The organism is Anaeroplasma bactoclasticum (assembly GCF_003550015.1).
GTDB lineage: Bacteria > Bacillota_I > Bacilli_A > Acholeplasmatales > Anaeroplasmataceae > Anaeroplasma > Anaeroplasma bactoclasticum.
The window spans coordinates 1-12,959 of sequence record NZ_QXEV01000002.1 but is presented as its reverse complement, the minus strand read 5'-3'; the positions used below and the strand labels follow the sequence as shown (position 1 = coordinate 12,959).

12 protein-coding genes are annotated in these 12,959 nt (G+C 31.3%); 2 read left to right on the top strand and 10 right to left on the bottom strand.

Annotation, left to right across the window (positions count from 1 at the left end; translation table 11 throughout):
• Positions 1-10: 10 nt before the first annotated feature.
• The 8 genes from EI71_RS10310 to EI71_RS00940 all read right to left on the bottom strand — a co-directional run bounded on the left by EI71_RS10310 (position 11) and on the right by EI71_RS00940 (position 10,544).
• A complete protein-coding gene (locus EI71_RS10310) occupies positions 11-931 on the bottom strand; it encodes a hypothetical protein (protein ID WP_211320989.1) in 921 nt (306 codons plus the stop codon).
• A gap of 107 nt (positions 932-1,038) precedes the next feature.
• On the bottom strand, positions 1,039-3,285 hold the full coding sequence (locus EI71_RS00970; protein WP_119015379.1) for an alpha-amylase family glycosyl hydrolase: 2,247 nt from the start codon (positions 3,283-3,285) through the stop codon (positions 1,039-1,041).
• 23 nt (positions 3,286-3,308) lie between these two features.
• Complete coding sequence (locus tag EI71_RS00965) at positions 3,309-4,163, bottom strand: diacylglycerol/lipid kinase family protein (RefSeq protein ID WP_162849639.1); 855 nt, start codon at positions 4,161-4,163, stop codon at positions 3,309-3,311.
• A 101-nt stretch (positions 4,164-4,264) separates the two neighbouring features.
• The gene (locus EI71_RS00960) at positions 4,265-5,170 is read right to left on the bottom strand and encodes an NAD(P)/FAD-dependent oxidoreductase (RefSeq protein WP_119015377.1); all 906 of its coding nucleotides are present in this window, start codon (positions 5,168-5,170) and stop codon (positions 4,265-4,267) included.
• Positions 5,155-7,515 carry a ribonucleoside triphosphate reductase gene (locus EI71_RS00955; protein WP_119015376.1) on the bottom strand — a complete coding sequence of 787 codons (2,361 nt, stop codon included), beginning with the start codon at positions 7,513-7,515 and terminating at the stop codon, positions 5,155-5,157. The genes EI71_RS00960 and EI71_RS00955 overlap by 16 nt, the downstream gene beginning before the upstream one ends.
• A gap of 5 nt (positions 7,516-7,520) precedes the next feature.
• Positions 7,521-8,210, bottom strand: a complete 690-nt coding sequence (locus EI71_RS00950) for an anaerobic ribonucleoside-triphosphate reductase activating protein (protein WP_119015375.1) — start codon at positions 8,208-8,210, stop codon at positions 7,521-7,523.
• A 258-nt stretch (positions 8,211-8,468) separates the two neighbouring features.
• Positions 8,469-9,224, bottom strand: a complete 756-nt coding sequence (locus tag EI71_RS00945; RefSeq protein WP_119015374.1) for a hypothetical protein — start codon at positions 9,222-9,224, stop codon at positions 8,469-8,471.
• Between the two features lie 3 nt (positions 9,225-9,227).
• Positions 9,228-10,544 (bottom strand): hypothetical protein, encoded by a 1,317-nt coding sequence (locus EI71_RS00940; RefSeq protein WP_119015373.1) that lies wholly within the window; start codon positions 10,542-10,544, stop codon positions 9,228-9,230.
• Between the two features lie 169 nt (positions 10,545-10,713).
• Between EI71_RS00940 and EI71_RS00935 the strand changes: the two genes are divergently transcribed.
• Positions 10,714-11,361, top strand: a complete 648-nt coding sequence (locus EI71_RS00935; protein WP_119015372.1) for a hypothetical protein — start codon at positions 10,714-10,716, stop codon at positions 11,359-11,361.
• A 31-nt stretch (positions 11,362-11,392) separates the two neighbouring features.
• Here EI71_RS00935 and EI71_RS00930 read toward each other — a convergent pair whose 3' ends face one another.
• Both EI71_RS00930 and EI71_RS00925 read right to left on the bottom strand, forming a co-directional pair.
• On the bottom strand, positions 11,393-11,749 hold the full coding sequence (locus EI71_RS00930; RefSeq protein ID WP_119015371.1) for a hypothetical protein: 357 nt from the start codon (positions 11,747-11,749) through the stop codon (positions 11,393-11,395).
• Complete coding sequence (locus EI71_RS00925) at positions 11,749-12,144, bottom strand: hypothetical protein (RefSeq protein ID WP_119015370.1); 396 nt, start codon at positions 12,142-12,144, stop codon at positions 11,749-11,751. Before EI71_RS00925 ends, EI71_RS00930 begins: the two co-directional genes overlap by 1 nt.
• A 127-nt stretch (positions 12,145-12,271) precedes the next feature.
• Between EI71_RS00925 and EI71_RS00920 the strand changes: the two genes are divergently transcribed.
• Positions 12,272-12,874: a TetR/AcrR family transcriptional regulator gene (locus EI71_RS00920; protein WP_119015369.1), complete on the top strand. Its 603-nt coding sequence runs from the start codon at positions 12,272-12,274 to the stop codon at positions 12,872-12,874.
• Positions 12,875-12,959: the final 85 nt, after the last annotated feature.

The window sequence follows — 12,959 nt, the reverse complement described above, 5'->3', positions numbered from 1 at the left end:
ATACCTTCCTTTATTTATTTCTTTTACCGCCAAAACGGTTAAAGCCATCTTTATTATAGCCATCAATATCATAGCCTTCGCTATCAAATCCTTGACGGTTATAGCCTAAACGGTTATATCCTTCTTTGTTATAACCATCCTTGTCATAGCCAAATACAGAATATCCTTCAAAATCATAGCCTTCGTTATCTCTTCTTGTACCATTTTTATGATATCCTAGGCGATTGAAGCCTCTTTCATCATATTCATCTTTTGGAGCTTCTACCTTGATTTCTTCTTTTGGCTCTTCTTTAATTTCAGTAATAATAGGTTCTTCTACAATTACTTTTTCAAAGCTTGGAGTTGCAATTTCCTCTTCAATTTTAACATCTTCAACTATAGGAGTTACAATAGGTTCTTCCTTGACTTCAATTTTCTCTTCAATTATTTTTGGTTCAATAATTTTATTTTCCTCTATAATAGGCTTTTCTTTCTTTATTTCTTTTATAATTTCCTTTCGGATATCTAAATCGCCCTTAGGGTCAAATGAAGTATCCTTTTTTACACCAGAGGCACTGATAGATATCTTTTGAGGGTTATTATAATTTACTTTATAGCTTGATGTTTTTTGAGATTCATTCTTTTTTACACCAGAGGCACTGATGGATATGCTTCTACCATTTGTAGAAATGTTTGGGTTTTGTGCCTTTGGAGTACTTTTTACGCCAGAAGCACTAATTGTTATTTCATGATTTTCCCTAAATTCATACTTGCTTCTTTTGCTCATGCCATCTCTTGGAAGATTCATAGTAGGATTATGGGATTCATCCTTTATTCTATTATTCTCATATTCACGATATGTTTCATATTTTGATTCCTTAACATTTTCTTTAACGAAACCAAGCTCTTCCTCTTCTAACATATCATCTACGATATCTCTTAATCTTTTCATAATTACCTCCTTCTAAATAATTATATTATTCTTTTAAATTAAAATCCATATGAATTCTCTTTAAAAAAAATAATACCCCTTTTAAAAGAGGTATTATATCATAAATTTTATAATTGATATGCAATTAAATCACAGCTATTTAGTGTAATTTGAGAACCATTTACATTTGCACCTAGGTTATATAATAGCTCACTTGTAATATCTAAAGTAATATCTTCACTCACATTACTTGAAACATATAATACTCGAATCGTTTTGCCATTATATGTAACATCAAAGCCGGATAGGTTTTCCTCTAAGGCTTCAATAGTAGATAAAGTACCCTTTTGTAAGACTTCACTGGAATTCTTTAAAGCTAATGCTTCCTTTAGCTTATTATAAATAGAATTTGGATCACTTAGGATTTCAGAAATAGATTCATCAGTAATTGTGTTTGATGTAGTAACACCTTGACCATGGAAGCCCTCAAAATAAGCTACAGAATCAGTTCTTTCATTTTCAAATGGCATAGGAGTTCTATAATTCATATCATAATAATAGTTAGGTCTTGTATCTGTTGCAGTACCAAGTAAGCCAAGCTCATCTCCATAATAAATAAAGGTATTACCAGGTGTTAATGCGTTTAATGCATTCGCAAGCTTAATTTCTTCTACTGTTTCTACATAATATGCAATATCATTGCTATCTGGATGAGACTGGTTAAATCTTCCAATATCATGATTAGATAATGCTCTACCTAAAATATAGTTAGGATTATTTGCTAGAGCCTTATTTACATTTGCCATAGTATTTGATGCATAATCGTATGTTGAATCTTTTACTGCACTAATTACAGTACCAAGTGCATTAAAATCAAATGTTGAATCAAAGCCAGCCTGTGCATAATCATATGCTAAATCATGGTTTTCATCTAATACCTCACCAATGATATAGCAATCAGGCTTTACTTCCTTCATCTTCTTGCACCATTCATTCCAAAATTCATAATTCTTTTCATGTCTATCAGAACCATCATTATAAATCCACATAGCAGCATCAAGTCTAAATCCATCAACACCACGGTCAAGCCAGTATTCTCCAATATCTTTGGTTGCAGTTCTTACAATTTCCTTATCAAAATTAAATTCAGGGAATCCAAAGCGGTTATCTTTAGAATACCAAGAGCCAAACAGATAATTGAATTCATTGTAATAGGATGAATGATTAATAACCAAATCCATTAATACCTTAATATTTTTCTTATGACATTCCTTTAGTAAATAATTAAAATCATATTTAACTCCATCTACAGTTACTTCATATTCATATCTGATATGATAATAATCTTCAATATCATAGGAATGATAAGATGTTGCAGCTAAAACTGGAGATAGCCATAAGCCTTCAACGCCTAAATCTACTAGATAATCTAAGTTATCAACAATACCCTTGAAGTCACCAATTCCATCTCCATCTCCATCCGCAAATGAGTAAACTAATAGCTGATAATATGTTCTATTATTATCCATATCAACTAGCTTATCCTCATCAGCTAATGGATTATTATCAACATTAAAATTCTTATATTTTGCATATTCCATTAATTCGAAATCATAAAGAGATACATCAGGATAGGTCTTTGTAAATTCTGTATCATACGAAAACTTTATTGCTTCAATATGCTTTTTTCCTTCATATCCTATAGTCATACGATAGCCTTCAAATAAGCCATCCTTAAATGAAAACTCTAAAGTAAAAGGCTCCTCTGGAGAATACTTATATTTTCCTTTGATTGTACAATCGAAGGTTCCCTCACCCTTTTTATTTAAATCCACCTGTTCAATAAATGGGCTATATACACTATTCTTGTCTGCCAAAATAAAATCTTTGATTTGGAAAAGCGAATTGGAGTAGCTATCATTTCCATATTCAAGTTCGTAATTATCCCTACTCAAACGGGTTATTTCACCATCAACAATTTCTAGATGTAAAAAAGCCTTATCTTCACTATATGTAAAGGTTTCTACTGTTTCAAATAATGTATCCTCAGCATATTGTGTAGATACAGAATGGACGTAGTTTCCCTTAATGTCAAAATCCATTTTGCAATATCTCTTACTATCTGAGTGCTCATCAATAGTTTCTAGCTCCAAACTATATTTTTTAGAAGGAATTTTTGGAAGTACATTATCATAGTCAACGAATGACAATAAATATTCTCTTACATCATCTTCTACATAGTAATAATTTGAAGCATTTGTTGTAGTAATAGTGGATGTAGCAGTACCACTTTCTGTTTTAGCATCCCCTTTACCACAGGATGCAAGGCCTAATGCACATAAGCCTAAAAATGCAATAATACTTTTCTTTTTCATTTTTCTCTCCCTTTATTTATTTATTAAAATATTTTTATTGCTTTTGGAGCTATCTTTAAATCAATAAAATCCTCTTGACCATAATATTCACCATCGACATTAATTGGTTGCTTTTCATTAAATGTTATATGAAGCTCCTCTTCCTCATATAGCTTAATAATCTTGGATTTCTTTTTAAATACCATTAAAAATGCAAACGCAAATAATGGTCTTAATGCATGCCTATATTCACATACATATAGATGAATCTTACCATCATTTAGCTTTTGTCCTCTAAGCCAAAATCCTCCCATATGTATAGAATTTAGTGCTATAAATAAATAAGCATTGCTTTGCTTATCCCCTATTTTATAAGTAAAGCAGGATTTCTTAAATATTTTAGCCATTGCTCTTAGGTAATAAAACATTTTGCCTAGGATTTTCTTTGTGGGATCATTTTCGTATGTTACAGAAGCTACAGAGCCTGTTGCGAATGTATAAATATAATAGCATTCATTCATTTTTGTTAAATCAACAGAGATTTCTTTATCTTCTCTTATTCTTTTAATAACTGTTTTTATATTTTTATAGCCATATGTATGACATACATCATTACATGTACCCATAGGAATAAAAGCAAGCTTAGGCTTTTTTTCTAAATACATTACACCATTAATTGCTTCATGTATTGTGCCATCTCCACCCATAGTGATGATAGCATCATAGGATTCCCCTTCATTTTTTATTTTATCTGTTACAGACTTTGGATACTCAGATATATATGTATCTATATTATATATATCACTTAGGCCATTCTTTATTTTATTTATTTTTTTTAAACCTTTTTGATGACCACTTTTCGCATTACATACGATTAAGGCCCTTTTCTTAGTTTCCATAAACATACTTCCCAAATAATTTTAGCTCCGATTCATTATATCATAAAAGTGTTATTTTGAAGTATAAAATTATAAATAAAGAAAAGGACTACTATGTAGTCCTAATCAAACTTCTTCAAATAATTTAATGCGGAAATTGCAGCAATTGTACCATCACTTGTCGCTGTAGTTAATTGACGTATACGCTTAGATTTGCAATCTCCTGCAACATAGATACCCTCTTCTGATGTTTCATTACAATCATTTCCAATGATATATTTGTAATCATCCATAGCTAGATTTTCAAATGGTTTTGTATTAGCAATAGTTCCAATAGATACAAATATTCCATCACATGGGATATTCTTTTCAATACCATGTTCTAATATTTTAATACCCTTGAATTCATCATTTTCAATGATATATCCTAATACCTTTGAACCATAATGAACGTTAACCTTTGGATTTTTTAAGATTTTTTCTACATTAATAGGCTCACCAGTAAGCTTCTCTAAATCCTGAATGATTGTAACACTTTTGGTATTATTTACTAAATCTAGAGCTATGGTTAAGGCACTGTTTCCACCACCAATAACACATACATCTCTATCATTATAGAATGCTCCATCACAGGCAACACAGAATGAAATTCCATTACCGATAAATTCTTCTTCTCTATCAAGGTTTAATCGTCTGTATTTTGCGCCGGTCGCTATAATTACTGTTCTTCCTTGATAAGTATTATAATCGGTAACTACTACCTTATAATCTCCTTCTGTTTTAATGGATAATACCTCCTCAAATTCATAACTACAACCAAGCTCTTCAATTTGGTCATATAAATTTGAGGTTAATTCTGTACCAGAAATGCTTTTATATCCAGGGTAGTTTTCTACCCTTGGAGATGAAGCAATCTGGCCACCAATAGACTCTTGCTCGATGACTAAAACCTTTTTATTCGCTCTTAGCAAATATAAGGCCGCAGTCATTCCCGCCATTCCAGAGCCAATGATTATCGTGTCGTACATGTTTCACCAATATATTTCTTAATATTTGAAACATTAACGATCATTTCACCGTTAACGGATAGAGTAGGTGCCTGCTTAATACCTAGCTCCTTTACCATTTCTACATTTTCTTCAGCAATAATCTTAGTGTATTTGATTCCAGCCTTTTGAAGCATAGCCTCAGCTACCTTACAGTTTGGACATGTTTTCGATGCGAATAGAATGATTTCGCTTGTTCCTTCAACCTTCTTTTCAATCATCTTAACATCACTAAACTTCTTGCCTTTGAAAATAGAATTTACAACATCATATGTCTTTCTTTCCTTATATTCCTGAAGCTTACCATCATTCCAGTTCTTAACAGGACGGTAGTAACCAGTAATTCTAGAATAGATTTCTGTTTCCTTCTTGCAGTAAGGACACTGCTTAACCTCACCAACTAAATAGCCATGCTCTTTACATACAGAATATGTAGGAGACAAAGTATAGTATGGTAATCTATAGTTTTCAGCAATCTTACGAACTAGGTTTGCAGCACTCTTCCAAGAATCTAATCTTTCACCTAAGAAGGCATGGAATACTGTACCAGATGTATATAATGTTTGTAATTCATCTTGAACATCTAATGCTGTAAAGATATCAGATGTATATCCTACAGGTAGATGAGATGAATTTGTATAATATGGAACATCATCCATAGAATTTGCTGTAATAATTGCTGGATATCTCTTCTTATCATGAGATGCAAGTCTATAAGATGTAGATTCAGCTGGTGTAGCTTCTAGGTTATATAAGTCACCATACTTCTCCTGATAATCAGAAAGCTTATTTCTCATGAAGTTTAATACTTCCTTAGTGAATTCCTGAGCTTCCTTATGAGTTAAATCCATATCAACGAATTTAGCATTTAAGCATGCTTCATTCATACCAACTAAACCGATTGTTGAGAAGTGATTATTAAATGTTCCTAAGTATCTCTTAGTATAAGGATATAAGCCCTCATCTAATAGCTTAGTAACTGTAGTTCTCTTAATCTTTAAGCTTCTTGCAGCAATATCCATCATTCTTTCAAGTCTAGAGAAGAATTCTTCTTTTGTCTTAGATAGATATGCAATTCTTGGCATATTAATAGTTACAACACCAATAGAACCTGTAGATTCACCAGAACCGAAGAAACCACCAGACTTCTTTCTTAATTCTCTTAAGTCAAGTCTTAAACGGCAGCACATACTTCTTACATCAGATGGCTCCATATCACTATTTACATAGTTAGAGAAATATGGAGTACCATACTTAGCTGTCATTTCGAATAATAATTTATTATTTTCAGTTTCAGACCAGTCAAAGTCTCTTGTAATAGAATATGTAGGAATTGGGTACTGGAATCCTCTACCATTTGCATCACCTTCACACATAGTTTCGATGAATGCCTTATTGATCATATCCATTTCCTTCTTGCAGTCTTTATATTTGAAATCCTGCTCTTCATCACCAATTAAAGCATTTAGCTCAGCTAAATCGTTAGGTACAGTCCAGTCTAATGTAATATTAGTAAATGGAGCCTGAGTACCCCAACGAGAAGGTGTATTTACACCATAAATAAAGGATTGAATGCACTGCTTAACCTCTTTATAATCTAGGTTATCCTTCTTTACATATGGAGCTAGGTAAGTATCAAAGCTTGAGAATGCCTGAGCACCAGCCCATTCATTTTGCATAATACCTAAGAAATTAACCATTTGGTTACATAAAGTAGAAAGATGTCTTGCTGGAGATGATGTAATCTTACCAGTAATACCACCTAAGCCTTCCTTAATTAATTGCTTTAAGCTCCAACCTGCACAATATCCAGATAGCATAGATAAGTCATGAATATGAATATCTGCGTTTCTATGAGCATTTGCGATTTCCTCATCATAGATTTCACTTAACCAATAATTTGCAGTAATCGCACCAGAATTGGATAAGATTAATCCACCTAAGGAATATGTAACTGTAGAGTTTTCCTTAACTCTCCAGTCATTTACCTGTACATAATTATCTACTAATGCTTTATAGTCTAAAACAGTAGACTTCATGCTTCTTTGCTTCTCATGAAGCTTTCTATATAAAATATATGATTTAGCAACATCGCTATAACCAGACTTAGATAATACTCGCTCAACGCTATCTTGAATATCTTCTACGCTAATCTTGTCATCTTCAATCTTATCCTGGAAATCAGCAGTAACCTTTAATGATAAGAAATCAATTACATCCTGATCGGAATGAACATCAACAGAATCAAAAGCCTGTGAAATTGCGTTTGAAATCTTATGTAAATTAAAATCTACTATACTTCCATCTCTTTTAACAACTTTGTACATTTCTTTTACCTCAACCCTCTAATTTTTATAAAGTCATATTTTTCTTTCAAATTTGAATAAATCTCTTTTAATTCTTCATCACTATATGCTTCTAAATGATAAACAATATTGCTTTGTCTATCTTCAAATTTCTGAAGATAGTATTTCTTACAGTTTAGATAATCTAAAATAAAAATTAAATCCTCGTATGAAACGAATTCTTTTACCACTGTAGTTCTAAACTCGTAATCAATATTACTATTTTTGATCAAATCAATCGAGCTTCTTAATGCATCCGTATCTACATTACGGTTTGCAATCTGGTTATATTTACTAAATACTGTTTTTATATCCATCGCTATATAATCAATTAAATTATTATCTAATAATTCCTTGATTACTTCTGGATGAGACCCATTTGTATCTAGCTTAACCTTAAGCCCTAAACTCTTAACCTTTTCAATAAACTCTTTTAAATCCTTTTGTATTGTAGGTTCACCACCAGTAATACAAACCCCATCTAAAAGCTTCCGTCTTTCTTTAAGATAATCTAATACCTCTTCTTCAGGGATAAGTTCATTATCCTTTGCATCTAAGACTAATGCACTATTTTGACAATAAGGACATAAAAAATTACATCCATTTGTAAATATTGTTGCGGAAACCATATCTGGATAATTTAGTAAGGATAACTTATCGAATCCTGCAATTTTCATATACACCTTAAATATAATTTATATATTCCTTGTACCTCCTTTTTGCCAAAATTAGCCTTGTTTACCATCGTGTAAGCGTATTATATACCTAAAATGGCAAAAAATGTGTTGCAAGTGCAACACTTTTAATATTTTTTAACATTTCTTTAAAATGTAATAAAACTATAAATTTTTTTTATAACGAGAATTTTATACTTGACATTCAGATATATTACGAATACGTTACAGTTTTTTTCGAAAGAAAAAGAAGTAGGCCTCCTACTTCTTTAATGCTAAAGCTATTATAGATAAAATAAATGCTACTAAGGATACTATAGCTACTCCTATAAATATATAAAAGAGAATTTTATATTTTTTATTATTCATTTCTCTTTTAACTTTTACATTTTCACTCTTTAAAAAATGTATCTCATCCTCTAAATCCTCTATTTTGATTTCTAGAGACTTTATATAAGAATCCTTCTCTTCTTTATTTCCTTCAAATTCTTTTATCTTATCATCTAAACTTTTTAGCTTCTCATTTAGATTTGATTGCTTTTGCATGATATCTTCTTGCAATTTAAGTTCTCTTACTAAATTTTTTATTTCTTCTCTTGCAAGCTCATCAATTTCTTCTTCTTTAGCGTTAGATAATCTCATTTCAAGCTCTCTAACGACACAACGGTTTGCTGCAATATTGGAAACGCCAAGTCCAAATAAATATTTTGTAATCTCTGCAAGCTTCTTTTGATATTCAAAGGATTTTTCTTGTGCTTCTGCAGCAATTAATTGTGCATCAGCTAAGGATAAAGTGGTTTCTTGTAAAGATTCAATAGCTGTTTTATTTTTAAATACACCAGTTTTCTTTTCACTAGAGCCTAAAGCATGAGTTTGAGCTTCAATTGCTTTTTTCTTTGCAATGTCTAAATTCTCTTTATACTCTTGCATTACTGTAAACTGGCTACCAATGATTTCAGGCACATCGTTTTCACTTACAGCTAGGCTAGTATTTTCTTTTATATCTTTTTCTTCCATATCCTACTCCCAATGAATAATATCCTTAATATCATCCGATAGACCAGGATTCATTTCCTCAATTCGATTAATTCCTTCACCTATTTTTCTTAAATCCTCTTTAGTTTCATAATAAGAATCTTGAGCAAATCTTGTAACCTCAGAAATCATAGAATAGGATTGGTTAATAACCTCTTCTGTATTTTTAGCCTTTACCCATACATTCTTTTGCTTATAAGAAACCTTGACATTTTCAAGCTTGATCATTTCGTCAATCATTTCTGATCTTGCTTGACGCTCTTTTGCAAGTCTAGCACCCATGCATAAATCAGCGCCTAATGCTAAAATTACTCTTCCAGCTCCAATAAAGTTAATATGTAGTACAAAATTATTTAAAAATTTATAAATACTTCCATCACAAGCAATTGCACTACCAATTGTTGCAGTTGCTATATCTAATGCACTAAATACACTTGTTGAAATTGTAAGCATTCTTACAACAGTTCTATTTTTAAAAGGAATCGTAGACTTCCAATCAATTAATTCTAAGTCTCTAATAGATGTAATATTATTATCACTAACCTCTTGGAAGAATCTATGAATAAAATAGAATGCTCGAACTAAACACTCATTTAATAATACAGGTAGTGTTTGCTTTGCAAAATTTACAAATGTTAATCCTTGGGTTAAATTCAAACTTCCATTGGAAGCTTCTTTTTTAAAAGCTTCGTTAAGATTATTTTTTGACATAAGCTTTACAGAAGCTTTAGATTCATTAATTCCTTTTAATAAAGAGCCCATAGGTCCAGGTAGCTTTGTATCTGTTCCTACTAAGGATGTAAACCAGTTGATTGTACCATAAATAATCTTTTCAGCTAAATCATTACCTAAAGGGAATAATTCACCTTCGTTTGTACCACTCATTTGATTGGAAACACTTTTTAATAATCCCTTTGTATTTGTATCTCTTACAATCTTAGTATTTGCATATTGATTTACAAAATCATTTGCTTCGGCCTCATTCCATCTACCAGTATGTATATCCATTTTATCAACTAAGAATAAATCTAATACTGCAGCTAATACTCCCACACTAGCCGCAACAGCTCGGTCGATGGAATCTCCATGATCTGTTAGATTATAAATCAATGCATCTTCTTGGTCTATTTGCTTTCTTTTTTGGGCAATTTGACGATCTAAGGCTTCAATTTTTAATCGAGTTTCTTCATCCATATTTGGATCTTGTCTTTTAAATTCAGGAATAACCTCAATTACTGTATCTTGAACTTCGCTTTCTGTTTTTAAGCTTACTAATGAAGTAAATTCATCTTTATCGTTCATATTTTAGCCCTCCTAATTCTTTTATCTACTTGAATTATAACACATTTTTTCATGAACAAAGGCAAATAAATTTTTTTATAGGTTTTGACTTATTCATTTTCATAGTTCAAATTGAATTTTCTTTAATTTATGATATGATATAGGAAAGTAGTATATTGGAGATGTTGTTATGAAAAAAATATTCATTGGTGGTATTGTAATTTTAGCTGCCCTAGCAATTACATTTTGTACAATTGGATCACAGCTAGGTAATAATAACTTAGTTGCTATAGGTATTATTTTAGGATGCGTTGCCGTAGTCATTCTAGTTCTCTTACTCTTCTATGCAAGTAAAAATATGAAAAGCACATCCAGAAGTTTTGAAGAATTTTACCGCCTAGGAGATTATGAAGGCGGCATTGAATATTATCAAAAAAAGATGGAAGAATCCCAAGGGGCATCCAAATGTCAGTGTGCCTACTATCTTATGACTTTTTATTTTTTAACAAATGATTTAGAAAAAGCTAGAGATTTATTTGGAGATGCTGACTTCGGTCAACTATATGATTATGTATTGTATTATGATATCTTACTCGATTTATATGATGGCATAGTTGGAGAAGCTAGGGAAAAGTACAAAATTTTCATAGATTCTGACCACAAGGAATTAAAAGAGAGAAAAGATAATCTAACACAAATCTTTGATTTCATTGACGACAAGATTGATACTATTAGTATCAAATCCGATTATCCTATTATGAAAGAAATCATCGAAAAGTATGCAGATGAAGAACCCCTATATTCTGACAATAATATTGAAAATACTTCATTAGAATAACAAAAGCACCTCAAACCGAGGTGTTTTCTTATTATTCTTGTTCTTTTGGTTTACGATATAAATGTTTAGGATCCTTAATTAATACAATTACAACCCAAATGATTAATGCTAAAGCAATAACTGCTAAGCCTAAATAAATATCATTCATTTGATTATAGAAGAAATTCTGCTGATTTATAACTGTCTCTTCTATAGTTGCACCCTCTTGAGGAGCAAAGAAGGCTGCACCTTCCTTAGCAAAGGATACGATTGCATCAATCAACCACATTAAGGATGCACCCCAAAACATATATAATAATGCACTCAAGGCATATTCCTTACGATTTTCCTTTTTATACCATACTATAGTAGAAATAACTGCAGCGAAGACAGTAAGTAATAAAGTCATTATTCGGCAACCACCTTTTTCACATTCTTCTTTGCGAATATGTATCTTAATACTTCGATTACACCCCAAACTAGAGTACATAATACTGCCATTAAAACTCCGGATGTGCCGATTTCTTGCCACATTTCAATAACTGCCTCATCACCTTCAGTTGCCGCTGTGAAGAATGGGAAGTAAGGTACAACCTCACCATGCCAAATATGTTCAAATATTAATAATACTGCTCCACCAAATAATAGCTTAGATAGACGGAATAGACGAGAAGATATTCCTTCCTTCTTTTCATTTGCTAAATTTTGGCTTTGATCCCTATGCTTTTTTTCTTTTTGTCTTACAATCACTGCTGCAGCAGTTACAACAACTGCCTCAGTAAGTGGTGCCACAAAACATCCCATACTTTTTTACCTCTTTCATAGTTTATGAACATTTTTATCGTTTTGTTCATATTTATTATATCAAATGTGATATACTTAATACAAGTTGATAGAAGAAATTGAACATTATGTTCAGAAAGTTGGCATCATGGATTTAAGAAAACAAAAAACAATTACAAGAATTAAAAATGGATTTAAAGAGTTAATAAAAGAAATGAATTATTCTTCCATTACAGTTCAAGATATTATCGATAAATCAGAAATTGGAAGAACTACTTTTTACCTACATTTTAATTCAAAGGACGAAGTATTAAAATCCATTATCAATGATATTTTTTATCATGTAAAAAATCCCCAAGTAGAACTTAATCATGATTATACAGGAGATGAAAACTTATTATCCTTTATTCATCACATATTAAATCATTTTAAAGAGGATAAGGATTTATTAAAAGCCATTTTAAGATCCGAATCTCATGATATATTTATACAAACACTGAATTATCATTTAACTTTACTAATTAAAGAAAGAATGATTCCCTATTATACTATAGATAATATTCCTGAAGAGATTTTAATAAATCATCTATCTACTTCATTATCAGAAATCATTCTATGGTGGATTTCAAAAGATGATTGTTCAAGTGATGAATCTATAGTATCCTATTATTATTTTTCACTTGTTATGCCATCTCTTACAACAAAAGGATTCACATTTTCCTTTTCCAATAAGATAGAGAAAATAGGGTAGAGGAAAGAAAATAATTCTTTGCCCCTCCCGTTGCACCGTACATACGGGTCTCGTATACGGCGCTACATTTATATTATTCACAAAC